Annotated in this window: 22 protein-coding genes; 11 read left to right on the plus strand and 11 right to left on the minus strand. The window is 66.8% G+C overall.

Annotation, left to right across the window (positions count from 1 at the left end; translation table 11 throughout):
- The first annotated feature begins 1 nt into the window (after position 1).
- The 3 genes from fdhF to HNP55_RS06055 are packed head-to-tail and all read left to right on the plus strand — an operon-like array spanning position 2 to position 3,905.
- On the plus strand, positions 2-2,857 hold the full coding sequence (gene fdhF / locus HNP55_RS06045; protein WP_184297223.1) for a formate dehydrogenase subunit alpha: 2,856 nt from the start codon (positions 2-4) through the stop codon (positions 2,855-2,857).
- Positions 2,854-3,687, plus strand: a complete 834-nt coding sequence (fdhD, locus tag HNP55_RS06050; RefSeq protein ID WP_184297225.1) for a formate dehydrogenase accessory sulfurtransferase FdhD — start codon at positions 2,854-2,856, stop codon at positions 3,685-3,687. Before fdhF ends, fdhD begins: the two co-directional genes overlap by 4 nt.
- The gene (locus HNP55_RS06055; RefSeq protein WP_184297227.1) at positions 3,684-3,905 is read left to right on the plus strand and encodes a formate dehydrogenase subunit delta; all 222 of its coding nucleotides are present in this window, start codon (positions 3,684-3,686) and stop codon (positions 3,903-3,905) included. Before fdhD ends, HNP55_RS06055 begins: the two co-directional genes overlap by 4 nt.
- Positions 3,906-3,946: 41 nt before the next feature.
- Here HNP55_RS06055 and HNP55_RS06060 read toward each other — a convergent pair whose 3' ends face one another.
- The 8 genes from HNP55_RS06060 to HNP55_RS06095 all read right to left on the minus strand — a co-directional run bounded on the left by HNP55_RS06060 (position 3,947) and on the right by HNP55_RS06095 (position 13,448).
- A complete protein-coding gene (locus HNP55_RS06060; protein ID WP_184297229.1) occupies positions 3,947-5,872 on the minus strand; it encodes a potassium transporter Kup in 1,926 nt (641 codons plus the stop codon).
- 93 nt (positions 5,873-5,965) lie between these two features.
- Entirely contained in the window at positions 5,966-7,663 is a 1,698-nt protein-coding gene (locus HNP55_RS06065) for a serine hydrolase domain-containing protein (protein ID WP_184297231.1), read from the minus strand.
- Between the two features lie 27 nt (positions 7,664-7,690).
- Complete coding sequence (locus HNP55_RS06070; RefSeq protein WP_184297252.1) at positions 7,691-8,380, minus strand: response regulator; 690 nt, start codon at positions 8,378-8,380, stop codon at positions 7,691-7,693.
- Positions 8,377-10,002: an ATP-binding protein gene (locus HNP55_RS06075; RefSeq protein WP_246448218.1), complete on the minus strand. Its 1,626-nt coding sequence runs from the start codon at positions 10,000-10,002 to the stop codon at positions 8,377-8,379. The genes HNP55_RS06070 and HNP55_RS06075 overlap by 4 nt, the downstream gene beginning before the upstream one ends.
- 72 nt (positions 10,003-10,074) lie before the next feature.
- The gene (locus tag HNP55_RS06080; protein WP_184297254.1) at positions 10,075-10,581 is read right to left on the minus strand and encodes a hypothetical protein; all 507 of its coding nucleotides are present in this window, start codon (positions 10,579-10,581) and stop codon (positions 10,075-10,077) included.
- A gap of 49 nt (positions 10,582-10,630) precedes the next feature.
- On the minus strand, positions 10,631-12,103 hold the full coding sequence (locus HNP55_RS06085; RefSeq protein ID WP_184297256.1) for a hypothetical protein: 1,473 nt from the start codon (positions 12,101-12,103) through the stop codon (positions 10,631-10,633).
- Between the two features lie 2 nt (positions 12,104-12,105).
- Positions 12,106-13,035, minus strand: a complete 930-nt coding sequence (locus HNP55_RS06090) for an ABC transporter ATP-binding protein (RefSeq protein WP_184297258.1) — start codon at positions 13,033-13,035, stop codon at positions 12,106-12,108.
- Complete coding sequence (locus HNP55_RS06095) at positions 13,032-13,448, minus strand: GntR family transcriptional regulator (RefSeq protein WP_348648669.1); 417 nt, start codon at positions 13,446-13,448, stop codon at positions 13,032-13,034. Before HNP55_RS06095 ends, HNP55_RS06090 begins: the two co-directional genes overlap by 4 nt.
- A gap of 93 nt (positions 13,449-13,541) precedes the next feature.
- Between HNP55_RS06095 and HNP55_RS06100 the strand changes: the two genes are divergently transcribed.
- Positions 13,542-15,359, plus strand: coding sequence for a PglL family O-oligosaccharyltransferase (locus tag HNP55_RS06100; RefSeq protein ID WP_184297260.1), 1,818 nt, complete (start codon positions 13,542-13,544; stop codon positions 15,357-15,359).
- Between the two features lie 5 nt (positions 15,360-15,364).
- Here the strand turns inward: HNP55_RS06100 and moaC are convergent, their stop codons facing one another.
- A complete protein-coding gene (gene moaC, locus HNP55_RS06105; protein WP_184297262.1) occupies positions 15,365-15,853 on the minus strand; it encodes a cyclic pyranopterin monophosphate synthase MoaC in 489 nt (162 codons plus the stop codon).
- Between the two features lie 247 nt (positions 15,854-16,100).
- Between moaC and HNP55_RS06110 the strand changes: the two genes are divergently transcribed.
- A complete protein-coding gene (locus tag HNP55_RS06110; RefSeq protein WP_246448219.1) occupies positions 16,101-17,663 on the plus strand; it encodes a M48 family metalloprotease in 1,563 nt (520 codons plus the stop codon).
- Here HNP55_RS06110 and HNP55_RS06115 read toward each other — a convergent pair whose 3' ends face one another.
- Positions 17,664-18,020, minus strand: coding sequence for a phage holin family protein (locus tag HNP55_RS06115; RefSeq protein ID WP_184297267.1), 357 nt, complete (start codon positions 18,018-18,020; stop codon positions 17,664-17,666).
- A gap of 455 nt (positions 18,021-18,475) precedes the next feature.
- Between HNP55_RS06115 and HNP55_RS06120 the strand changes: the two genes are divergently transcribed.
- The 5 genes from HNP55_RS06120 to HNP55_RS06140 all read left to right on the plus strand — a co-directional run bounded on the left by HNP55_RS06120 (position 18,476) and on the right by HNP55_RS06140 (position 22,566).
- The gene (locus HNP55_RS06120; RefSeq protein ID WP_184297269.1) at positions 18,476-19,438 is read left to right on the plus strand and encodes a TerC family protein; all 963 of its coding nucleotides are present in this window, start codon (positions 18,476-18,478) and stop codon (positions 19,436-19,438) included.
- 347 nt (positions 19,439-19,785) lie between these two features.
- Complete coding sequence (locus HNP55_RS06125) at positions 19,786-20,484, plus strand: energy transducer TonB (protein ID WP_184297271.1); 699 nt, start codon at positions 19,786-19,788, stop codon at positions 20,482-20,484.
- 59 nt (positions 20,485-20,543) lie between these two features.
- Entirely contained in the window at positions 20,544-21,302 is a 759-nt protein-coding gene (locus tag HNP55_RS06130) for a MotA/TolQ/ExbB proton channel family protein (protein WP_184297273.1), read from the plus strand.
- A 19-nt stretch (positions 21,303-21,321) separates the two neighbouring features.
- Entirely contained in the window at positions 21,322-21,747 is a 426-nt protein-coding gene (locus tag HNP55_RS06135; protein WP_184297275.1) for an ExbD/TolR family protein, read from the plus strand.
- 390 nt (positions 21,748-22,137) lie between these two features.
- Entirely contained in the window at positions 22,138-22,566 is a 429-nt protein-coding gene (locus tag HNP55_RS06140) for an SWIB/MDM2 domain-containing protein (RefSeq protein ID WP_124449056.1), read from the plus strand.
- Between the two features lie 95 nt (positions 22,567-22,661).
- Here the strand turns inward: HNP55_RS06140 and HNP55_RS06145 are convergent, their stop codons facing one another.
- Positions 22,662-23,051 carry a response regulator gene (locus tag HNP55_RS06145; RefSeq protein ID WP_184297277.1) on the minus strand — a complete coding sequence of 130 codons (390 nt, stop codon included), beginning with the start codon at positions 23,049-23,051 and terminating at the stop codon, positions 22,662-22,664.
- 369 nt (positions 23,052-23,420) lie between these two features.
- Between HNP55_RS06145 and HNP55_RS06150 the strand changes: the two genes are divergently transcribed.
- Positions 23,421-24,233 (plus strand): MHFG family PEP-CTERM protein, encoded by an 813-nt coding sequence (locus tag HNP55_RS06150; RefSeq protein ID WP_281385229.1) that lies wholly within the window; start codon positions 23,421-23,423, stop codon positions 24,231-24,233.
- The last annotated feature ends 24 nt before the right edge of the window (positions 24,234-24,257 follow it).

The following is a 24,257-nucleotide window of genomic DNA, read 5'->3' on the forward strand; positions in this document are numbered from 1 at the left end:
CATGTTGCAAACCCAGACCGAGATCGACCACGGCACGCCGGCTTCCAGCAGCGCGGAGGTTGTCAGCCTCAACATCGACGGCTTTGCCGTCCAGGTGCCCAAGGGCAGCTCGCTGATGCGCGCCGCCGCGCTGGCCGGCATTCAGCTGCCCAAGCTCTGCGCCACCGACAGCCTGCAGCCCTTCGGCTCCTGCCGCCTGTGCCTGGTGGAAATCGAGGGCCGGCGCGGCTACCCGGCCTCCTGCACCACGCCGGTGGAAGCCGGCATGGTGGTGCGCACCCAGACGTCCAAGTTACAAAAGCTGCGCCAGGGCGTGATGGAGCTTTACCTCAGCGACCATCCGCTGGACTGCCTGACCTGCAGCGCCAATGGCGACTGCGAATTGCAGACCATGGCCGGCGCCAGCGGCCTGCGCCATGTGCGCTACGGCGTGGGCGCGGCGGCCGGCGCCCACCATCTGGACGAGGGCAAGGACGAGTCCAACCCCTACTTCACTTACGAGCCCAGCAAATGCATCGTCTGCAGCCGCTGCGTGCGGGCCTGCGAGGAGACCCAGGGCACCTTCGCGCTGACGATAGAGGGCCGCGGCTTCGCCAGCCGGGTGGCGGCCGGCCAGGGCCAGGACTTCATGAGCAGCGACTGCGTCAGCTGCGGCGCCTGCGTGCAGGCCTGCCCCACGGCCACCTTGCAGGAGAACAGCGTCATCCAGCTGGGCCAGGCCGAGCACGCCATCATCACCACCTGTGCCTACTGCGGCGTGGGCTGCGGCTTCAAGGCCGAGATGAAGGGCACGACCGTCGTGCGCATGACGCCCTGGAAGGACGGCAAGGCCAACGAGGGCCATGCCTGCGTCAAGGGCCGCTTCGCCTGGGGCTATGCCACGCACAAGGACCGCATCACCGAGCCCATGATCCGCAGCAGCATCCACGAGCCCTGGCGCAAGGTCGGCTGGGACGAGGCGATCGCCTACGCTGCCGCCGAGTTCAAGCGCATCCAGGCCGGCTACGGGCGCGACGCCGTGGGCGGCATCAGCTCCTCGCGCTGCACCAACGAGGAGGTCTATCTGGTGCAAAAACTGGTGCGCGCCGGCTTCGGCAACAACAATATCGACACCTGCGCACGCGTCTGCCACTCGCCCACCGGCTTTGGGCTGAGCCAGACCTTCGGCACCTCGGCCGGCACCCAGACCTTCAAGTCGGTGGAGCAGGCCGATGTGATTCTGCTGATAGGCGCCAACCCCACGGACGCCCACCCGGTGTTCGCCTCGCGCCTGAAGCGCCGCTTGCGCCAGGGCGCCCGCCTGCTGGTGCTGGACCCGCGCCGCATCGAATTGGTGGACGCCCCCCATGTGCGCGCCGAACAGCACCTGGCCCTGCTGCCCGGCACCAACGTGGCGGTGATCACGGCCATGGCCCATGTGGTGGTGAGCGAAGGCCTGCTGGCCGAAGCCTTCATCAAGGAGCGCTGCGAGGCCAAGAGCTTCGCCGACTGGCGGGCCTTTGTGGCGCGGGCCGAGAACTCGCCCGAGGCGCTGGAGGCCGTCAGCGGCGTGCCGGCAGCCCAGGTGCGGGCGGCGGCGCGATTGTTCGCCGCCGGGCCCAACTCGGCCATCTACTACGGTCTGGGCGTGACCGAGCATGCCCAGGGCTCCACCATGGTGATGGGCATTGCCAACCTGGCCATGGCCTGCGGCATGGTGGGCCGCGAGGGCGTGGGCGTGAACCCGCTGCGCGGCCAGAACAATGTGCAGGGCAGCTGCGATATGGGCAGCTTCCCGCATGAATTGCCGGGCTACCGCCACATCTCGGACAGCACGGTGCGCGGCGACTTCGAGGCCGACTGGGGCGTGCAGCTCAACCCCGAACCCGGCCTGCGCATCCCGAATATGTTCGAGGCAGCCCTGGCCGGCAGTTTCAAGGGCCTGTACTGCCATGGCGAGGACATCGTGCAGTCCGACCCCAACACCCAGCATGTGGCCGCCGCCCTGGCCGCCATGGAATGCGTGGTGGTGCAGGACATCTTCCTCAACGAGACCGCCAAATACGCCCATGTGCTCTTGCCCGGCAGCTCCTTCCTCGAAAAAGACGGCACTTTCACCAATGCCGAGCGGCGCATCTCGCGGGTGCGCCAGGTGATGCCGCCGCTGGCCGGCCTGGCCGATTGGCAAGTCACGCAGAAGCTGGCCAATGCCCTGGGCTGCCCCATGCACTACGAGCACCCCGAGCAGATCATGGACGAGGTGGCGCGGCTGACGCCCAGCTTCGCCGGTGTCAGCTACGCCAAGATCGAGCGCCTGGGCAGCGTGCAATGGCCTTGCAACGACGGCACCGAGGAGGCCGGCACCACCACCATGCACCGCGAGCGCTTTGTGCGCGGCAAGGGCCGTTTCTTCATCACCCAGTATTTGCCGTCGAAGGAGAAGGTCACGCGCCGCTACCCCCTGCTGCTGACCACCGGCCGCATCCTCTCGCAGTACAACGTCGGCGCCCAGACCCGCCGCACCGCCAACAACCAGTGGCATGCCGAGGACAGATTGGAGATCCACCCCCACGACGCCCAGGACCGCGGCATCCGCCAGGACGACTGGGTGGGCATCAGCAGCCGCGCCGGCCAAACTGTGCTGCGCGCCGAGCTGAGCGAGCGCATGCAGCCCGGCGTGGTCTACACCACCTTTCACTTCCCCGAGTCCGGCGCCAATGTGATCACCACCGACAACTCCGACTGGGCCACCAACTGCCCCGAGTACAAGCTCACGGCGGTGGAAGTTGTGCGGGTGGAGCAGAGCAGCTCCAGCTGGCAGCAGAAGTTCGCCGAGTTTCACGCGCAGCAGCTGCGCCTGCTGGAGCAGGCGCAATGAGCGCCTTGGACGCCGAGGATCGCCTCTTGCCGCCCGGCGTGCATGCGGCCGAGGTCAGCGCCTGGCAGGGCGGCCACGTCGAGGCGCGGCCCGACTGGCTGGCCGAAGAAGTGCCCGTGGCCCTGGTCTGCAACGGCATCTCGCAAGCCGTGATGCTGGCCAGCCCGACCGACCTGGAGGACTTCGCCCTGGGCTTTGCGCTCACCGAGGGCTGGCTGGCCAGCCCGGCGGAGCTGTACGGGGTCGAGCGGGTCGAGCAGGCCCAGGGCCTGGAGCTGCGCCTGCAGGTGGCCGCCGCCTGCGAGTGGCGCTTGCGCCAGCGCCGCCGTAGCCTGGCCGGCCGCAGCGGCTGCGGCCTGTGCGGCATCGAGAGCCTGGCCCAGCTGCAGCGCGAGCTGGCCGCGCCGCCCCTGCTGACGCCGCTCCTGCACTTGCCGGCTGCGGCCCTCGGCCGTGCCCAGCAAGCCCTGCTGGCCGGCCAGGCCTTGCAGCAGCTCACCGGTGCCACCCATGCCGCCGCCTGGTGCAGCCCGCAGGGCGAGGTCTTGCTGCTGCGCGAAGATGTTGGCCGCCATAACGCGTTGGACAAGCTGATTGGCGCCCTGCTCAAGGCTGGCCACGACCGGCGGCAAGGCTTTGTCGCCATCACCAGCCGCGCCAGCTACGAAATGGTGCAGAAAGCCGCCATGGCCGGCGTCGGCGTCCTGGCCGCCGCCTCGGCACCCACCGCCCTGGCCCTGCGCTGCGCCCAGGCCTGTGGCCTGCTGCTGGCCGGCTTTGTGCGCGGCGAGCGCCTGGTGGCCTATACCTTTGCGGAACGCCTGCTATGAAAATCCATTACCTGCTCGACATGGCCAATGCCATCGGCGAAAACCTCCAGAGCCTGCCCGATGCCGACGAAGCCCGCCTGGAGATCAGCCAGCATCTGCGCCGCTTCTGGGACCCCGCCATGCGCCAGCAATTGCTGGCCCATCTGGACCAGACCGGGGGCGAGGGTCTGCTGCCCGTGGTTCAGCAGGCCTTGCAACTGCTGCGCAGCGGGGCCTGAGAAGTCTTTTTTTGGGCTGCAAGCCGCGCCCCGGCATGGCCTCAGATCTGTACCCGCGTGCCCAGCTCGACCACGGCGTTGTCGGGCAGGCAGAAGAACTCGGCCACGCTGCCGGCGTTGCGGCTCAGGGTGGCAAACAGGTTCTCGCGCCAGCCGGCCATGCCCGAGCCGGCTGTGGGCACGACGGTCTCGCGGCTGAGGAAGTAACTGGTTTCAAACACGGGGATGCGCAAGCCCTTGGGCTCGCACAAGGCCAGGGCGCGCGGCACATCGGGCTGGTCCATGAAGCCGAAGTGCAGGCTCACGCGCCAGAAGCCCGGAGCCAGGGCCTGCACCTCGACCCGCTCGGCATCGCTGATCCAGGGCACTTCGTGGAAGACCACGGTCATGATCACATTGCACTCGTGCAGCACCTGGTTGTGCTTGAGGTTGTGCAGCAGGGCCTGGGGCACGGTGTCGGGGTTGGCGACGGCGTAGACGGCGGTGCGCAGGGCGCGATTGCATTCGTCCGGCTGCAGGCTCTCGACAAAGGGTGTCAGCTCCAGGCCCTCGCGCTGGATGCTGTTCATCAGCAGCTGGCGGCCGCGCGCCCAGGTGCTCATCAGCACGAACAGGCCCAGGCCCATGGCGAGGGGGAACCAGCCGCCGTCCAGAAATTTGAGGGCACAGCCGGCCACCAGCAGGGCGTCCAGCAGCAGAAAGACCAGGGTGGCGGCGATGGCGATGGGGGCGGGCAGGCGCCAGCCCTCACGCACGACGAAATAGTTCAGCACCGTGGTGATCATCATGGTCAGCGTGACGGCGATGCCGTAGGCACCCGCCAGGGCCGAGGAGCTGCCGAACAGCAGCACGGCCGCCACCACACCGGCCAGCAAGGCCCAGTTGACGGCGGGAATATAGATTTGGCCGAACTCGCGCGCCGAGGTGTAGCGCAGCTCCATGCGGGGCAGGAAGCCGAGCTGGATGGCCTGCTTGGTCATGGAGTAAGCGCCGGAGATGACGGCCTGCGAGGCGATCACCGCCGCTGCCGCGGCCAGCACCACCATGGGCACCAGCAGGGGCTCGGGGAAGAGGCGGAAGAAGGGGTTCTCGATCGCGTCGGGCGTGGCCATCAGCAAGGCACCCTGGCCCATGTAATTGAGGATTAGCGAGGGGAAGACCAGGCTCGTCCAGGCCAGGCGTATGGGCTTGGCGCCGAAATGGCCCATGTCGGCATACAAGGCCTCGGCACCGGTCAGGGCCAGCACGAAGGCACCCAGGGCGGCGAACACATGCCAGCCGCGGGCCAGCAGGAAGTTGACGGCCTCCAGCGGGTTGAGGGCGGCCAGGATCTGCGGCTGGCGCTGGATGTGCACCACACCGATCACGGCCAGCACCACAAACCACAGCGTCAGCACCGGGCCGAAGACCTTGCCCACCGCATGGGTGCCAAAGCGCTGGATCAGGAACAGGCCCAGCAGCACGCCCAGGGACAGGGGCAGCACATAGGCCTTGAAGGCGGGGTTGATAACCTCCAGGCCCTCGATGGCGCCCATCACCGAGACGGCGGGGGTGATGACGCTGTCGCCGTAGAACAAGGTGGCGCCAAAAACGCCTAACAACAAGAGCCAGCGGCGCAGGGCGGGCTTGTGCTTGACCGCCTGGGTGGCCAGGGCCGTCAGGGCCAGGCCGCCGCCTTCGCCGCGGTTGTCGGCGCGCAGGATCAGGATCACGTATTTGAGCGTGACCACCAGCATCAGCGCCCACAGGATGACCGAGACGGCGCCGACCAGATTGGCGCTGTTCAGTGCCACCCCGGTGGCGGGCAGAAAGACTTCCTTGACGGTGTAGAGCGGGCTGGTGCCGATATCGCCGTACACCACGCCGATGGCGCCCAGCGTCAGGGCACCCAGGCCTTGGCGGCCGAGCTCATGGCCCTGGCCGGCCTCGCCGGGTGCTGCCGGGGCGGATTCTGTGGGAGAGGACATGGTGGTGGCACTGTTGTTGCGTTAGCTCCATGCTGAGCCCTTGAGCATCAGGAACGCATAAGTGCCGGCAGGGCAGTACTCTCCCAGCCGGGGTCAGGGTTCGCGCTGCCCTTCCAGGCGCTGCCCGTTTTGATCCAGCACCAGGCTGCGCACCTGGCCCGCCTCGTCGCGCTTGAACTCCAGCACGGCAGCAACGATCTTGATCTCCATCTTGTCGGGGCCCGTCAGTTCGGCCGCGACGGCGTTCTGGCCGGTGGCCTGCACCTTCAGCAGGCCAGCCGTGTCCTGGAATACGCGCAGCTTGAAGTGAGGCATCAGGACATAGCTGCCGAGGTAGTCCCGCCAGGCGGGTTTGATGGCCTGGGCCATAGCGCCCTCGGCCGTTTTGCGCTGCATGGGAGCGGCCCCGCCACCTTGGCGCCACAAGGCCTCGGTCACGCGACCGTCTTGCAGCACAGGCGTCAGCAAGGCATTGAAATCCTGGGGGTAGAAGTCGCCCCGGCTGTCGTAGTGCAGCTCAAAGGCGGATTGGCCTTGGGCCTGCATTCGCAAGCGGCCGTCTTGCAGCCACAGGCGGGTCGCCAGGCCGCCCAAGCTGTAGTCACCCACCAAGGCCTCCAGCAGTGCGGCCGGGGCCTGGCTGGCCAGTCGCGGCTGGGGCACCGCCTTCTCCGGGCCCAGCAAGGCGTGGCCCAGGGGCCCCAGGCCGCCTAGATTGCCCAAGCTGGTGTCGGCCAGCAGCACGACGGCGCGCTGGGCCTGGGGCTGCAGCGCCACCAGGGACGAGAAGCCGCCGGTGCCGCCCTCGTGGGCGACAAGTTCCTGGCCATTGATCGGGTAGCGCATCCAGTTCATGCCGAAGGGGGCTTTGAGCGGCTGCTGGCTCAGCTGCATGGCGGCCAGAAGGGCTGTGCCTTGCGCCTCATCCAGGCCGGGCTTGAGAGCGCTGGCCTGCCCTAGCTGGGCCTGGGCGTAGCGCAGCATGTCATTCAGGCTGGCTTTGACCATGCCGACACCGGACAGATTGGTTTGCGCGTGCCAGGCCGAGGTGGTCTTGCCGCCGGGCAGATGGCCTTGCACCCTCAGGCTGCCCAGCGGTGGCTTGTTGATGAAGGCGCCGTTCATTTGCAGGGGTTCGAACAGGCGCTGGCGTAGCGTGACCTCCAGGTCGCCGCCGGTGCTTCTGGCCAAGGCGGCCGAGACAATCATCATGCCGAAGTTGGAGTACTCGCTGCGGCTGCCAATGGGCGCGCTCAAGCGGGTCTTGGCGAGTGCGGCCAGCAAGTCGGACTCGCTCAGATCGGCATAGGGGTCATCCGCGGATTTGGGCGCGAAGCCCGGCGGCAGGGCTGGCAGGCTGGCGCTGTGGGTCAGCAGATCGCGCAGCAGGATCTGGCGCTCGCCCTGGCGCGGCACCTCGGTGCCGGGCGGCAGATGCTTGGCAATGGGATCGTCCAGCGTCCACTGGCCGCGGGCGATCAGATCGGCCACCAGGAAGGCCACCATGGTTTTGCTGACCGAGCCGATTTCGAAGGGGCGCTGGAAGTCGGGTTCGCCCTGGGGCCGCGGCTTGGCGCAGAAACTGCCGCGCAAGATCTGGGCCTGTTCGATCACGGCCGCCTGCACGCAGGCGCCGCTGCGGTCGCCCTCCAAGGCTTGCTGCAGTACGGCCTGCACGCGATTGGCTTCGGCCGCGCCAGTGCCACTGTGCAGCGCAAGCAGGCCGGCGGCCAGGCTGAGCAGGCGCAGGCGGCTGCTCAGGCAGAAGTTGCTGGGGGTCTTTGTTCGCATCTTTTTCTTTCTCTCCTGGGATCCTAATTACGCCCCATCCAGCCGGTAGCCCACGCCGGGCTCGGTCAGCAGGCGCTGCGGGTCGGCCGGATCTTGCTCCAGCTTGGCGCGCAGCTGGCCCATGTACAGGCGCAGATAGTGGGTGTGCTCGGTGTACTCCGGCCCCCAGACGTCGCTGAGCAGCGTGCGGTGGGTCACCACCTTGCCGGCGCTGCGCACCAGGCGGGCCAGCAGCTTGAACTCGGTGGGGGTCAGATGAGCTGGCTGGCCATTCAGGCTGACCTGGTGGGCCTCCAGATCCACCACCAGGCCTTGCTGCTCGTAGCGGGTCAGGGCCGGGCGGGTGTGTACGCCGCGATGGCGCAAGGCCACCCGCATGCGGGCCAAGAGCTCGCGCACGCTGAAGGGCTTGACGAGGTAGTCGTCGGCGCCGTCGTCCAGCAGGCTGATCTTCTGGCCGTCCTGCTCGCGGGCCGAGATCACCAGCACCGGTGTGTTTTGCTCGCGTCGCAGCTCGCGCAGCAGCTCGCTGCCCTCGCCATCGGGCAGGCCCAGGTCCAGCAGCAGCAGATCGAACCCGCCGCCATGTTTGAGCAAGGCCTGGGCCTCGGCCAGGCTGGCGGCCGTCTGCACTGCATAACCCTCGATCCGCAGGGCCTGGCACAGGGTGGCGCGCAGCTCCCGGTCGTCCTCGATCAACAGCACTTGCAAACTCATGGCGACACAGCCTCCTGGGCTTGAGGGGGGCTGGCTTGCAGGGGCAGCCAGCATTCAAAACTGGCGCCACCGTGGGCGCGGGCGCGGTAGCGCATCTCGCCGCCATGGGCTTGGGCAATGGCGCGGCAGGCCGCCAGGCCGACGCCGGCGCCGCGCCGCTCCGAGCCATCGGGCCGGCCGGACTGCGCCTCGGCGCCGCGCTGGAAGGCATCGAAGATGCGCTCCTGCCAGGCGCGTGCCACGCCGGGGCCGCGGTCGCGCACCGACAGCACGATGCGGGGCTGGCCCTGTTGCGGGCCGGGTTCGGGCCAGGGCAGGCGGCGCGCCAGGATTTCGATATTGCTGCCTGCGCCGTACTTCAGCGCGTTGTCGACCAAGTTGTCCAAGAGCTGGCTCAGCAAGACGGCATCACAGCGCAGCAGGGGCAAGTCGGGCTCCACCCGGGCGCGCAGACGCGCTGCGGCGGGCTCGGCCTCGCTCAGCGCGGCGCGGCGTTGGCGGCTGCGGCGCAAGACCGTGCCGACGAGCTCTTCGGCCGACTCCCAGTCCAGCTTGAGGCTCACGCCCGGCGCGTCCAGACGGGCCAGTTGCAGGCTGTTGTCCGTCATGCGGCGCAGGGCTTCGGTCTCCTCCAGGATGGTGGCGGCCAGGCGCTGGCGCTGGCGCGCGTCCAAACGGGCGTCTTGTTCCAGCAGGGAGGAGGCCGCACCCATGATGCAGGCCAGGGGCGTGCGGTAGTCGTGCGAGATGGCGGCCAGCAAGGCATTGCGGGTGGCCTGGCCGCTGGCCTCATCGCGGGCTTTTTGCGCCGTCTGCTCGGTGGCCTGGCGTTCCAGGGCCAGGCCCATCTGATCGCACAGCGACTGGGCATGGGCGCGCAGGCCTTGCTCGGCCTCCTTCTCCTGCCCGCCGGCGGGCAGGTGCAGCAAGGCCGCGCCATGGCTGGCATGGCGGCCGCGCAAGGGCAGATACCAGGCCTTCAAATCCTGATGCCGGCCGGTGCCGGGGCCGAAGGCGCGGCCCTCGCGCAGGCATAGCCACAGGCCGGTGGCCTGATCGGCGTCGGCCGCGGGCCCCAGCCACAGGCCGGCCTCAGGGTCGTTGCGGGGTGGCAGGCGGTTCTTGAGCACCAGCAGCTGCACCGGCTCGGGCCGCAAGGCATCCAGGGCCTGATGCAGCAAGGGGGCCAGGGATTGCGGCGCGTGCACATCGCGCAAGCTGTCGCTGAAGGCGCGCAGCTGCTCGGCGCGCGCGCCCATCAGCCGGGCCTGCGCCGTCTGGCGCCGCGAGCGCCCCATCAGCAAGGCGCTGATGCTGCACAGGCTCAGCATAGAGAACAGCAGCAGGGCATGGGGGTGATGCTCCACCGCAAAGCTCAGGCGCGGCGGCACAAACAACCAGGCAAAGGCCAGCACGGCCAGGGCGCTGCTCAGCAAGGAGGCCCAGACGCTCAGCCACCAGCCCGCCACCGCCGCGGCCAGCACCAGCAGCAAGGCCAGATTGGCCAGCTCCACCACGCCGTCCAGGCGCAGCATCAGCCCAAAAGCCGCGACCCAGGTGAGGGCGGCCAGGGTCAGGTCTTGCCTGCTCGCGGCCCTTGGCGGTGAGGAACTCATGCTCATGGTGAGCAAGTTAGCAGATGCGGCATCAGGAAAGCATCAGGATGTCGTATTGAGAGACCGACGCCGATCGGTCTACTTGCGATTCTTGGCCGACAAGCGACGCAGCGCTTGCCAAGCCTTGCTCCACAACGATGCTTCAAAAGCCATCAGGCGCGCCACCCAGGGTGGCATGCCTTCGCGCTGCAGCTGAGTCTCGGCCTCGTGACGCGATTGACCTTTGAGAACCACGGCCTTGTACAGGGCGACCAGCAGTTTCAGCTCCAGGGCAAACAAGCCCGCCAAACCCAGATAGCGCAGCCAGCTCAGAGCCGGCAAAAGCTGCTGCTGTTCGGGCGGTATGGCTTTGCCGCAAAGCCAGATGCCGAGGCAGGCAAGGCCTAGGGTCTTGAGAAGGGCAGGCTTGCCTTGATGGCGATAGCAAAACCAGAACAGCGCCGGCAGGAGCAGGGTCAGATCGAAGAGCAGGGCCGTTTCCAGCAGCTGCGATCCCTGCCAGTCGCCCAGCCGCGCGGCGCTCAAATCACCAGCGGCGATCAAGGCCCCGAGGGGCAGGGCCCAATGCGTACGCAGCCATGCCAAGGGCGAAGTGTTGGGTCTGATCATTTCGTTTCCTTGTACCTGTGTTTGATCACGAACTCAGCCGTCCCACCGGCATGGCCTGCGGCCCGCCGCGCACCCAGCGCCGCCAGCGGGTGTAGACAAGCCCCAGGGTCAGCAGGGCCGAGGCCAGGGCGAAGGGCCACAAGTCCAGGGCCAAGCATGCTTGCAGCGCGGCGATCAGGCCGCTGAAGATACAGATCAGGACGAAGATCAGGGTGGCCGCGCTGCCGGTGGGCCGGGCTTGGCGCGCCCAGTCGCGCAGCAGCAGGCTGCTCAGGGGCAGGGCCGCCAGCAGGATGTGCAAGCCGTGCCAGTGCGGCATTGCCTCGGCGGTGGCGGATTGCAGCAGCCCGGCCACCAGCAACCAGGCGATCAGCCATTGCAGGCCGAACTGCAGCAGCAGGCGCCGGCCCAGGGCCGCGTTGAGGGCCGGGCCCCGCGGCATGGTGGGGAGCAGCATCAGCAAGGCCTGCTCGCGGCGGCTGCTGTAGAGGCTGCCTGCGAGGGCGAACAGGGGATTGATGGCCATGCTGATGATGCCGATTTGCAGGCCGATATTGCTGGGCTTGAAGACCAGGCGCCAGTCGTAAGCGTAAATGGCCTGGGTGATCAGGATGAGCAGGGCCGTGAGGCTCAGGATGATGCTGATCGCGCCCAGCACATGGGCCCAGTGCGCCGTACCCAGCGTGACCAGATCGACCCGGGCCATCACGCTGCCAGGGCCGCCGTGGGCCCGCTTGAGCAGATGGGCCATCCACAGCGGCCGCGGCCAGCTGAACAAACGTATCAGCCAGGCGCCGCTGGGGCTGAGGGTCTTGGGCGTCACCAGGCCGCCGCGCATCTGCTCCTGCAGGGCCAGGCGCAGGTCTTCCTGCGCCTGGTAGCTCTTGAAATGGGTATTGCCGCTGGCCTGCAGCAAGCGGCTGAGCGCCCAGCACAGCGGCAGCAAGGTGAACAGAGCCAGGGCGGCGGGCTGCTCGGTATAGCCGTTCTGCAAGGCTTGTTTCAGCGCGGGCCAGACGGGGGACCTGGGCCAGATCCAGTAGGGCAGGGGCAAGAACCAGCCCCACAACCACAGGCTGGGCCAGCGCAGGCAGGCGGCGATGGCCAGCATCACACAGGCCAGGCCCAGGCCCCAGGCCAGCGCATGGCCGGTGGACAGGCTCAGCAGCAGGCCGCCCAGGGCGCTGAAGCCCAGCAGGGCGGCCACGGCCACGGTGCGCAGGCGCCGCAGATGCTGGGGCACCAGATGGGCGCTGGCCGGGTGGTTCTGGCGGCGCAGATTGGCAAACAGCCAGGGCCAGGACAGCAGGAGCAGCAGCAGGGCCAGGGCCTGGCCGGTGAACAGCGCGGCCTGCCAATCAACGGCCAGGCCCAGCGTCAGCAAGGTGCCCAGGCACAGCAAGGCCAGCAGGGGCAGCAGCCAGCGCGAACCCAGATTGCGGTGCTGCTGCCAGGCGCAGAGCAGGATGGGGCGGTAGGGCGTCAGCGCGTGGGCCATGGTCAGGTCAGCTCCATGAACAGGTCTTCCAGGTTCAGGGCCTGCAGCTCGACGGCGGGGATGGGCTGGTCGGCGGGCAGGCGGATCAGCCAGCGCGCCTGGCCGTCTTCCAGGGCATGACGGCGCAGCACCTGGGCGCCCAGGCGGCCGACCAGGCTTTGCAACTGGGCCGTGCTGCCCTGCACGCTGCGCACCTGCTCGATCAGCTCGTCCAGCGGTGCCTGGCAGCTGATCTGGCCCTCGCTCATAAAGGCCAGATTGAAGGCGACTCGCTCCAGGTCGGAGAGGATGTGGGTGGAGAAGACCACGGTCGTGCCGCGGTCCAGCACCTGATCCACCAGCTCACGCAGAAAGTCGCGCCGGCCGGCCGGGTCCAGGCTGGCGACGGGCTCGTCCAGCACCAGCAGATCGGGCTCATGGGCAAGGGCGCGGATGATGGACAGGCGCTGCTGCTGGCCGCCGGAGAGGCGGGCGATGGGCTTGTCGCGGGCGATCTCCCAGCGCGACAGCAGGCCCTCGACCTTGGCCTCGTTCCAGCGCGGGTAAAAGCTCTTGAAGTAAGCCAGCAGCTGAGCGGGCGTGAAGCCCTCGAACAAATCGCTTTGCTGCGGCACATAGCCGATGCGGGCGCGGGCCGCGTCGTCGATCCGAGCGGCCGCCTGGCCGAACAATTCGATGCGGCCGGCCTGCGGCTCGCGCAGGCCCAGCAAGGCCTCCAGCAGCGTGGTCTTGCCCGCGCCGTTGCGGCCCAGCAGGCCGACGACCTGGCCGGGCAGCAGCTGCCAGCTCAGATCCCGCAGCACGGCCTGGCTGCCATAACTCAGATTCACGGCGGACAGCTGGGCGCTGGCGCTGGGTTGCTGGGCCGCGCGGCTGTGCAGGCTGAGGTCGGCGGGGCGCAGCGTGCTGCTGGGATGGGTGCTGGCGTTCATGCGGCGTCTCCCTCTTGGGGCTCAGGAAGTTCTTGGAGGATTTGTTCGAACAGCTGCAGGGCTTGGGCGGGGCTCAGCTCCAGCTGGCGTGCGGTCTCGGCCGCCTGCAGCAGGCTGGGGCGCAGCAAGGCCACGCGCGAGGCGGCGCTCTGGGCTTTTTTGTGCTGGGGCGCGATGCGCATGGCCAGGCCGCGGCGGCGCTCCAGCAGGCCCTCGGACTCCAGCAGGCTGTAGGCCTTGGAGATGGTCATCGGATGGACGGCCAGGCTTTGCGCCAGCTCGCGCACCGAGGGGATTTCCTCGCCCGCACTCAGCTGCCCGCTGGCCACCCGCCGGCGCAGCTGCTCCATCAGCTGGCGGTAGATGGGTTCGGTGGAGCCGGTGTTGATGCTGAAGATCTGCTCGTGCTTCACGGTACTCCTTGCGTGTACTAGTACTGTAGTACACATGGATTGGGCGGGTCAAGCAGCGCGTGCAGGGCCGGGACTCATGTGATGATTCGGCCCATGTCAAGCGCCATCTCTTCTCCGCCTACGTCCGCAGCGCATCTCGACGCGCAAGCCCCGCGCGGCCCCGCGCCGCAAATCCTGCAAGCGCCGGCCTTGCTGGCCCTGCTGCTGGCCAGCGTGGTCCCGCCGCTGCTGGCCTTCAATATCAGCCCGTCGGCGACGCTGTTCAATCAGCTGGCCGCCCTGGGTGGCTGGGCGCTCGTGCTCTGCCTGCTGGCGCGTGAGTTGCCCAGGGTGCTGGGCAGGGCGGGGCAGGCGGCGGTGCTGGCACTGGGGTTGCTGATGCTGGCGCCGCTGGCCTCGCATCTGTGGACCGGCCTGCCGCTGTCGCTGGCCTTGTCCAGCAGCGCCATGCTGGCGGCGGCGATGCTGCTGCTGTTTGGCGCCCAGGGCCTGAATGACCGCGCCCGCCAGCTCTGGTTCGAGGTGTTTTGCTGGGGCTTGCTGATCGCCGGTCTGCTGAGTCTGGGGGTCAGCTTGGTGCAGGTGTTTGCGCCGCAGTGGGCCGATGGCAATGTGATCGCGCGCTCCGGTGTGCCCGGCCGTGCCGTGGGCAATATGCGTCAGCCCAACCATCTGGCCAGCTTGCTGATGTGGTCCTGCGTGGCGGCGGTCTATCTGGGCCTGCCGGGCCGGCTCAAGCCCTTTGGCCGCGCCTGGGTGCTGCCCGCGATCCTGTTTGGCCTGATCTTCGCCGTGGTGCTGAGCGGCTCGCGCACCGGCGTGATCGGCGTGCTGATCCTGGCCGCCTGGGGCGGGCTGGACCGCCGCCTGCCGCGCGCACCGCGCTTCTCGCTGCTGGCCACGCCGCTGATGCTGGCCCTGTGCTGGTGGCTGGTGGCGGCTTGGTCGGCCAGCAGCGGCCATGCCCTGGGGGTGGAGTCGCGTCTGGCCGAGGGTGCCGGTTCACCGTCCCGCATCGCCATCCTGAGCAATGCCTTGGCCTTGCTCAAGCTGCATCCCTGGCTGGGGGTGGGCTGGGGTGAGTTCAATCTGGCCTGGACCTTGAGCGAGTTCCCGAATCGCCCGGTGGCCTTCTTCGACCATTGCCACAATCTGCCCATGCAGCTGGCGGTGGAGCTGGGCCTGCCGCTGAGTCTGAGCGTGCTGGGTCTGCTGGGCTGGTCGTTGTGGCGCGCCCTACGCATGAGCTTGCAGGCCCGGGACGAGGGCCAGGCCTGGATGCGCCGCTGCGCCTTCATGCTGGTCTTGATGATTGGCCTGCACAGCTTGTTGGAATACCCGCTCTGGTATGCCTACTTCCTGCTGCCCACGGCCTTTGCCTTCGGCCTGGCCCTGGGCCAGCCGGACGAGCAGGTGCAGCGTGGCCAGGTGGTGCAGGTGCCGGGCTTGCCGCGTTTGCTGAGCGTCGCCGGGGCCGTTCTGATGCTGGGCACGGCGTTCGCGGTCTGGGACTATCAGCGCGTGGTGGTGATCTATTCGCCCGGCGAGAACGCCGCGCCGCTGCCGGAACGCATCCATGCGGGTCAGCAGTCGCTGTTCTTCTCCACCCAGGCCGACTATGCCGCAGCCACCAGTCTGGGTTATGGCCCGCAAGCTCTGGCCGCGGCCCAGCGCAGCGCGCATCAGCTGATCGACGCCCGCCTGATGATGGCCTGGGCCAAGTCCCTGCATGCGGTCGGCGACGATCAAAAAGCCAGTTATGTGGCCGAGCGTCTGCGCGAATTCCGCAACAAGAGCAGCGAGCCCTTCTTTGCCGAATGCACCGCGCTCGAAGAGGCCGAGCTGGCTGCGCTCAAGCCCTATCAATGTGTGCCGCCGCAGCAGCAGATCGAGTGGCGGGAGATGCGCTGATCAGATCAGGTCTCGAGAGTGGCCGTCCAGTCGCCACTCTTGCCGCCCTGCTTCTCCAGCACGCGGATCTGCTCCATCACCATGCCGCGGTCCACGGCCTTGCACATGTCATAAACCGTCAGCAGGGCGATCTGCACGGCGGTCAGCGCTTCCATCTCCACGCCGGTGCGGCCCAAGGTTTCGACCTGGGCGCGGCACTGCACGGCGCTGGCCACCTCGTCCAGTTCGAAGTCCACCGTCACCCGGGTCAGGGGCAGGGGGTGGCAGAGCGGGATCAGATCGGCGGTGCGTTTGGCGGCCTGGATGGCGGCGATGCGGGCGATGCCGATGACATCGCCCTTCTTGGCGTTGCCGCTGCTGATCAGGGCCAGGGTGGCCGGCTGCATGCGGATGCGGCCGGCGGCCACGGCCACGCGGTGGGTGACGTCCTTGGCGGCCACGTCCACCATATGGGCCTGGCCCTGGGCATCAAAATGGGTGAGGTTTGAGGTCATGCCTGGGTTGAAGCTGGGCTTGTGCGCCCGGGCTTGCAGGCCGGGCGATAACAATTGAGCAACGATAGCGAAACGATAGGGGCCTCATCATAGTGAGTGACTTACGGTCGGCGGCTTTCATCTATGTCAGACTCAAGCTGTTCTCGCCCTCCCCGCCCTTTGGAGATTCTTTTTGTTGATGAAGCACAAGGAAAAGACCCGCGCCCTGCGTCGCCGGCCTGAGCAACTGCCTCTGCGAAGCAGATTGATGGCGGGCTTGCTGGCGGCCCTGGTCCTGGCGACCGGGCCGACCGTGGGCCGGGCCCAGGTCAATCTGCCGACTCTGGGCGATTCGGTCTCGGCCGATCTGGATGTGGGCGCGGAGCGGCGTTTCGGCGAGCAGATCATGCGCCAGATTCGCCCCGACCCGGACTATCTGGACGACTCGCTGCTGCTGGAATATGTGCAGAGCATCTGGTCGCCGTTGGTGCAGGCGGCCACCCGCCTGGGCAATATTGGTGACGAGACCCAGGATCATTTCGCCTGGGAAACCTTTCTGGTGCGCGATAAAAGCGTCAATGCCTTTGCCTTGCCGGGCGGCTTTGTGGGCGTGCATCTGGGCCTGATCGCGATGACGGTGTCGGCCGACGAGCTAGCCTCGGTGCTGGGCCATGAGCTCTCGCATGTGACTCAGCGCCATATCGCGCGCCGCATCATCGGCGACTCGCGCAACAGCCTGCTGGCCACGGCCGGCATGATCGCCGGCCTCATCATCGCGGCGCGCAGCGGCAGCGTGGATGGCGCCAATGCCGCCATCGTGGGCAGCCAGGCGGCGGCGGCGGCCGCGTCGCTGGCCTTCTCCCGCGATATGGAGCGCGAGGCAGACCGTGTGGGCTTCAATGTGATGAATCAGGCCGGTTTTGCGCCGGCCGGCATGCTCAGCATGTTCGAGCGCATGGAGCAGGCCTACCACCTGATGGATTCGGGCAACTACCCCTATCTGCGCTCCCACCCCCTGACCAGCGAGCGCATCGGCGATGCCCGCACCCGCATGGGCACCGAGGCCTTTGTGCGGCCGCCGGGCCTGGCCGTGCACGCCTTGATGGCGGCGCGCGCCAAGGTCTTGATGGACCCTAGAGCCGAGACTTGGGCGCAGCTGCAAAACCTCGACGCGGGCGTGCGCGACACCAGCACAGCCGCTCCCGGCAGGGGTTTCGAGCAGCTCGGCGCGCGCTATGCCGGCGCCCTGGCCTCGATCAAGATGCGCGATTTTGGCCGCGCCGAGAATGCCTTGCGCAGCGCCGAGCTAACCCTGCAGCTGATCGGTTCCGAGCCGCAATCCGCCCGCATGCTCAGTTATCTGCGTGCCGAGCTGGCCCAGGCCAAGGGCCAGGCGGCGGACGGATTCGCCGCCCTCAAGCCGCTGGCCGCTGAGCGCTCGCGGGCCTTGCTGATGCAGCGCGCCCAGCTGGCCATGGTGGACAGCCGCGGCGCCGACACGGCCCGCCAGGCGGCCGACGATTTGCAGACCTTTGTCAGCCTCAACCCCAAGGATGCCGGCGCTTGGGCCCAACTGGCCCAACTCTGGGAGCGCCTGGATCAGCCCCTGCGGGCGGTGCGCGCTCACGGCGAGGTGAGGGCGGCCATGGGCGATTTGAATGGCGCCATCGACCGCCTGCGCTCCGGCCTGCGCCAGTCGCGCAGCCGCGAGGCGGATCAGATCGAGGCCGCCGTCATCGACTCGCGCCTGCGCGCCCTGCTGTACGAGCGCCGCCAGTTGCTGGCCGAGCTGTACCCGCGCGGCGTGCCGCCGGGGGCGGAGCTGCCTTGATCAATCCTGGTTCGGGAACAAGCGCTCCATCACCGTGTCGATCAACATGCCGCACAGGCTGTAGATCAGGGAGCCTATCAGGGCGGCGGTGAAACTCTCGACGCCGAAGCCGCTGAGCAGATAGGCGGCCGACCAGAACATCAGCGCATTGATCACGAACAGGAATAGCCCCAGGCTGATCACCGTAACGGGCAGGGTCAGCAGCACCAGGATGGGCCGCAGCAAGGTGTTGAGCAAACCCAGCACGGCTGCCGCGATCAGGGCCGAGGTGTAGCTCTTGACCACCACGCCGGGGTAGAGGTGGGCCACCAGCAAGAGGGCGCCGGCCAGCAAAAGCCAACGGAGCAAAGTTTTCATCATCTCGGGCGGGTCCTTGTTTTCTTTTTGACGGGGAGGGGTTTGCGAGCCAGCGCCGCCGTGGACCGCGGCCTTTCAAGCGTACTGTATCCGGCGGCCCTCGCCCCAGGTCGGCGGCCAATCCGTGCAGGCCGTCACGGCCGATCAGCCCATGGCAAGGCCAGGTCTTGCCTGTTCTTTGCTAGAATGCGGGCTTCCGAAAGGGGAGTAGCTACGCGGCTAAAGGTCTGGGTTCTTCTGAATCAGGCCGCGGTCGTGGCAACGGTCCGTCAACACGGCGTCTGTGAAGACACCCGGGCCCTGCAGCTGGTGAATGGTGGTCCGACAAAAGACACCGCATCCTGTCCCGCAAGACCTTTCTGCCTTGGCCTTGGCCCCGGTTTCCGTCAGACTCTGGCTGGAGCCAGCTGGGTCATGTCCGGTTCGTCATGGTTTTTTAAAGCGGGAGACTCTGGATGAGTACGATTGCGCCTCTTTGGCTATGGTTCTTTTTTGCGGGCTCCGTTGTGGTGGCCCTGTTCGTGGACTTCGTCGTCCTGCGCAAGCAGGGCGCACACGAGGTTTCGGTCAAGGAGGCCATCAACTGGTCCCTGGTCTGGGTGGCGCTGAGCCTGGCCTTTAACGGCTTGTTCTGGTGGGCCATCAAAGACACGACGGGCGATGTGACTGTTGCCAATACCAAGGCGCTGGAATTCCTGACCGGCTATCTGATCGAGAAGTCGCTGGCGGTGGACAATATCTTTGTCTTCCTGATGATCTTCACCTACTTCTCCGTGCCGGCAAGCTACCAGAAGCGGGTGCTGATGTACGGCATCATCGGCGCCATCGTGCTGCGTACCGGCATGATTCTGGTGGGTGGCTGGCTGATCGCCGAGTTCCACTGGGTGCTCTATATCTTCGGCGCCTTCCTGCTGCTGACCGGCATCAAGATGTGGTGGGCCGCTGGCCAGGAGCCCGATCTGGAATCCAATCCGGCGCTGAAGCTGCTGCGCAAGACCATGCCGGTGAGCAAGAACTTCGACGGTGAGAAGTTCTTCACCATCGAGAACGGCAAGAAGCTGGCCACGCCTTTGCTGCTGGTGATTGCCCTGGTGGGCATGACGGATGTGATCTTCGCGGTGGACTCCATCCCGGCGATCTTTGCCATCACGAATGATCCCTTCATCGTGCTGACCTCGAATATCTTTGCCATCCTGGGTCTGCGCGCCATGTACTTCCTGCTGGCGGCCATGGCCACCAAGTTCCACCTGCTGAGCTATGGTCTGGCGGTGATCCTGGCCTTCATCGGCACCAAGATGATCTTGATCGATGTTTACAAGATCCCGGTCATGGTGTCCCTGGGCGTGGTGGTCGGCATCCTGGCCATCACCATGATCTGGAGCTTGAAGACCGCTCCCAAGATCGCCGAAGAGAAGTAATGCTCAGTTTCGCCGGGTCCACGGAGGCGGGTTTGGCCGACTGAAAGTCGGCGCCTCGCGGCCTCCCCCGGCAGGTTTTATCAAGGCCCAGGCGCTGTCGCGCTTGGGCCTTTTTATTTGCTTGCCGCACTCGGCGCGGCCCGCATTGCCGAGTGCTGGCATTGATTGCCGCTTTGTTTCATTTAAATAAGAATCGTTCTCATTGGTGTTATGATCTTTGGATTGTGACCTGGCTGCTCGCCACAACGCTTGTGAACTCCTCGTCTGTTTCCATCACCCGTGCAGATCTTCTGCCCGCCCTCCCGGCGGCCGCGCAAGCGCCTGCCACCAAATCTCAGCGGTCTGCGATGGCCGCGCCGGCGCCGCAAGGCCTGGTGGCCCAGCCCTTGCTGAGTCGCGAACTGAAGTGGGGCGCCGCTGTCCTGATGCTGCTGGCCCATGCCGCGGCGTTATGGGCCTTGCTGCAGTTTGCGCCGCCGGTAAAGCCGGCCATGACGGTCGTGCCCTTGATGGTCAGCATGGTGGCCCCCGCGCAAGAGAAGGAGCAGCCCCCGCCGCCCCCGCCCAAGCCGATGAAGCTTGCGCCCCAGCCGCGCCCTAGCAAGGCCCCGCCCATACTGGTGGCCGAGGCTGCGCCTACGGCCGATAGCTTTGTGGCGATGCGGCCCGAGCCCAGCCATGAACCCAGCCCCGCCCCTGCCCAGGTGCTGGAAAGGGCGCCTGCGCTGGTGGCGCCCCCGGCGCCGCCCGCGCCTGCCGTCAAGCAGATTGCCCCCAGTGCCCTGCGCTATCTGAGCGAACCCCGCATGACCGTGCCCCTGCTGTCGCGCCGCCTGGGCGAGAGCGGCATCGTGCATCTGCGCATCCTGGTCGATGCCAAGGGCCGTTTGCAGGATGCGAGCGTGAAGAAGAGCTCAGGCTTCGAGCGCCTGGACAAGCAGGCCCTGGACGATATCCGCAGCGCCCGCTTCACCCCGCATATCGAAAACGGCCAGCCCGTGCCGGTGGAAACCACGGCCCTGCTGTCCTACGAACTGGATCGTTGAGCGGCTCGCGCCGGCTCGACCCAGCCCATCAAAAATCACTCTGACCACAATTCGAGAATATGGAACCCACAAGCACCGTTGGCTTCGGCCACTTCATCGCGCAGTCCGACTTTGTCGGCAAGTTCTTGCTGGCCGTGCTGGTGCTGATGTCGGTGGCCTCCTGGGCGCTGATCGCGGCCAAGGGCCTGACGCAATATCTGCGCGGTAAGCGCAGCACCCAGTTCCTGGACTTTTTCTGGAATGCGCGCTCGCTGGATGCGGTGCAGGCCGAGATCAGCACGCATGGCGCGCGCGATCCCTTCTCGCATCTCAGCGCCCACGCCCTGCATGCCCAGGCTCACCATGCCCGCCACGGCGCGGCGCGGCTGGCCGAGGCCGGCACGGCCAATGACTTCATCACCCGCACCATCAAGAAGGTGCTGGACGAGGAGACCACCCGTCTGGAGTCCGGCCTGACCACCCTCGCCACCATCGGCGCGACCGCACCTTTTGTCGGCTTGTTCGGCACCGTGTGGGGGGTTTATCACGCCCTGATCGCCATCGGCATGAGCGGTGCCGGTACCCTGGACAAGGTGGCCGGTCCGGTGGGCGAGGCGCTGATCATGACCGGCGTGGGCCTGGCCGTGGCCATTCCCGCCGTCATGGCCTACAACGCCTTCAGCCGCAGCAACCGCGTGCTGAGCGGCCGGCTCGATGCCTTTGCCTACGAGCTGCACAGCTTCCTGACCCTGGGCGAAGCTCCGGGTGCTGCCGTGGCCCAGGCCGACGGTGCGGCCCGTTCGCCCAATGTGCGGGCCATGAAGCCGGCAACGGCCTGAAGCGGGCGGAGCACGCATCATGGCCTTCGCCTCTTTTGACAGCAAACGCTCGGCCGGTCCGGTGGCCGAGATCAATATGGTGCCGCTGATCGACGTCATGCTGGTGCTGCTGGTGATCTTCATCGTTACCGCGCCCCTGCTCAGCCATGCCGTCAAGCTGGACCTGCCCAAGGCCAGCGCCAGCGCCAGCGCCGATGTGCTGAAGGCCGACAAGATCGCTTTCAGCATCGACGCCAGCGGTCAGCGCTACTGGGACGGCGCACCCATCAGCCGCAGCGAAGCTGCGGCCCGCTTCGCCGCCGAGGGCCGCAAGCCCGTGCAGCCTGAAGTGCATCTGCGCGCCGATCAGGACGTGGCTTATCGCCTGGTGGCCGAGACCCTGGCCGATGCCAGCAAGGCCGGCCTCAGCAAGGTGGGCTTCGTCAGCGAGCCCGAGCGGCCCTGATCTTCGGCCAGGCCGAAACCGCTCTGTCCATCGCGTGCGCACGCGTCGAGCGCGTTCGGCGCGGCCCATGGCTCAAGGCTTTTGCGCGATGAATTCGGGATCGCCGCGGCCTTGTGTGGCCGCCAGGCCTTGGCCGATGTGGGCCCGCAATTGCCGTGGCCAAGCGATGTTTGAGCCAGCCATCGTGTCCAAGTGATGCGGGTGCGCGACACCCAGGGTAAACAAGGGTCAATTCCGGGCTTGATCGCGCCCGCTTCCCCTGGGAAAGCCTTCTCAATGCAGGAGGTGCGCAGTACCATTGCCCTCGCTAGGTGCTAGAGAGAATTGAAGGCTTATGCGGTCTTCACCCGGACCCGGCACATCAACAACACTTTGATGGAGAGAATTGAAATGGCAACTGCGAAGAAGGCCGCGCCCGCTAAAAAGGCGGCACCGGCGAAGGCCCCTGCGGCCAAGAAAGTGGCCGTGAAGGCCGCGGCACCGGCGAAGAAAGCAGCACCTGCAAAGAAGGCTGCCCCCGCTGCCAAGAAAGCTCCTGCGGCCAAGAAGGCGGCGGCTCCTGCCAAGAAGCGCACGCCTAACGCTGCCTTCATGAAGGCACTGACTCCCAGTGCTGCCCTGGCCGCCATCGTCGGCGCAGCTCCGCTGCCCCGCACCGATGTGACCAAAAAGGTCTGGGAGTACATCAAGAAGCACAAGCTGCAGGACGAAGTGCAAAAGCGCATCATCGTTGCCGACGCTGCCCTGAAGGAAATCTTCGGCAAGGCCAAGGCCGATATGTTCGAGATGACCAAGCTGATCAACAGCCATCTGAAGTAAGGTGCTTGGCCCCGCCGGCCTTGTGCTTGGCGGTGGCGCTCAAGTCTGCGGGCCCGGAATCTCCGGGCCTTTTTTTGGCCGAATTTGCTACCCGATTATTTGAGCGGCAAGGCCTTGCGCAAGAGGCCGACGAAGCGCGTCACATCGATGGGTTTGGCCCAGTAGTCGCCGAAGCCTGCCTGCAAGGCCGCCTGCACCTGCTCGACCTGATCGTCGGCCGAGAGTGCGACGCAACGCAGGGCCGCGCAACGGGGCAGGGCACGCACTTGCTGGAACAGCGCCAGGCCGTTGGTATCGGGCAGATTCATATCGATCAGCAGCAGGCTGGGCAAGGGCTGGCTCGCGAGCAGCTCCATGGCCTCGGCGCCGGACTCCACGCAGACCAGTTGCCAGCCGGTCAGGCGCCGGAAGACTTCTTCCATCAGGACGATATTGATCCTGTCGTCTTCAACATAGAGCACCTGCGGTGCCGGATCGAGCTGCATGGGACGCGTTGTGAATAGAGAAAGAGAAGGCGGCAGGAGGGTAGCAGGCTAGGCAAGGCCTGCTTATGGCCTCACAGGAAACTCGACTCAGATTCAAGGCATCGGGTGCCGAATGCGCGACGAGCAGCCGGGCCAAGCTTTGGGACACCCCGGGAGCAGGGGGGGAGAAATCGGTAAATTCGTGATTTTCCTCACCGGCCCTGCCCGACTGTTGCGCGGATGCGCTATTGCTCTTGGGCTCCTCATTACACTATGCATAGAGCGAGTCTCAGAAAAAGAGGGTTTCTCCGAGTACTGAAGCTCTCGCATCGATAAATTTACTGAATCATTTTGGTGAATATTATCAAATTAAACCAATCAGGATCTTTTATGTCTTTGCTTGCAACACTCGCACTCGCGGCATCAGGAGCGGCCTCCGGCGCCGTCCTGCCGCATTGCTCATGGGACAAGCCGGGCGTGAATCCTTTCATGGGCGATGTCGTGGCGGCCGTGGATCGCTACACCGACATCCCCGTCGCGACTCGGGAGCGCTTGAAAGAGCGCATGAAGAAGCGCGACTACGACGAGCTGGTCAGCATCCAGCGCGATGGCATCAAGGGCAAGGCCCAGTACGGTGCCGACATCCGCGATATGCATTTCGGCGCCAACAATGTTTGCAAGACCGTCAGCCGTGCCAAGTGGACGCAAAAAGCGGAAGAGCGCGGCCTGGTCTATTGCGAAGAGAACCAGTGCATTCTGGTGCCCACCGTTTGCCGTAATGTGAGCCGTATCAACCGCGTGCCGGCCCGTGCCGCGGCGCCAGGTGGTGCGCAGAACGTGGCCTCCTCGGCCCAGGACATGGTCGAACCCCAGGCACCGCTGGATATGGAGCCTACCGGCGCCGGTCCGCTGTCCACGCCCAACGCGCCCGGCAGCTTTGCCCAGGTGGCTGGCGGTGGTTCCGGCCTGGACGGCCTGCCCGGTGCCACGCCTGGCGGTGGCAGCTTCATCCCCGGTGGCGTCGGTCCCGGCACTGGCCCCGGCGTCGGCCCCATCGTGACGCCAAGCTTGCCGCCCGGTACGGTGACTCCGCCCGTCGTTCCTCCGGTGGTGCCCGGCATCCCCGAGCCCGAGACCTGGGCCCTGATGCTGGGGGGCTTGCTGGCCGTGGGCATGATGGCCCGCCGCCGCAAGTCGGCTTGAGCAAGCCTTTCCCCTGATTTCCTA

The organism is Roseateles oligotrophus, from assembly GCF_014204525.1.
Taxonomy (GTDB): domain Bacteria; phylum Pseudomonadota; class Gammaproteobacteria; order Burkholderiales; family Burkholderiaceae_C; genus Paucibacter_A; species Paucibacter_A oligotrophus_A.